Source organism: Bacillus cereus group sp. BfR-BA-01355 (assembly GCF_022663675.1).
Taxonomy (GTDB): Bacteria; Bacillota; Bacilli; order Bacillales; family Bacillaceae_G; genus Bacillus_A; species Bacillus_A thuringiensis_S.
Window position 1 is genome coordinate 1 of sequence record NZ_JAKUFY010000297.1, and the last position, 544, is coordinate 544.

Consider the following 544-nt stretch of genomic DNA (forward strand, 5'->3'; position numbering starts at 1 on the left):
CTTTATTAAATTCTGTCTTTAATTGTAGGTTACCAGCAACATCTGGATGCTCTTCAACATAATCGTTGAATGTCATCGTGACTTTTCCGTCTTTTGTAACAGTAAAATTACCAATTTGATTGTTTTCACTATCATATAAAGGACTGTTAATTGTATTGTAAATCTTAAAATGTTTAGGAAGATCAAAAATATAGTAATCTCCGCTTTTCACATTCATTGATTTTAAAAGCTCCCATGTAAACTCAATATTGGCAGGGGAATCTGTGCTTGGACGGTTATCCTCTGTAAATGGTTTTCCGTCTTTATCCGTCAACTTTACACCGGTTAAAATGTTTGTTGTTATTTGCTTTGGACCTGAATTTGTATTCTCAACAGGGCTGCTTGCTAGCTTATGTTCTGGATTGCCAGTAGCAATTTTAGCTGCTGGGTTTTGTTCCGGATTATCGGTAACAGGTTTAGTTGCTGGGTTTTGTTCCAGATTATCGGTAACAGGTTTAGTTGCTGGGTTCTGTTCCGGATTATCGGTAACAGGTTTAGTTGCTGG

At 36.8% G+C, this 544-nt stretch carries 1 protein-coding gene; it reads right to left on the bottom strand.

All coding sequences use genetic code 11. From position 1 onward, the window contains the following. Window positions 1-544, bottom strand: a 544-nt coding sequence (locus MR167_RS31720) for an Ig-like domain-containing protein (RefSeq protein ID WP_242316249.1), incomplete at both ends; no start/stop codon positions are given.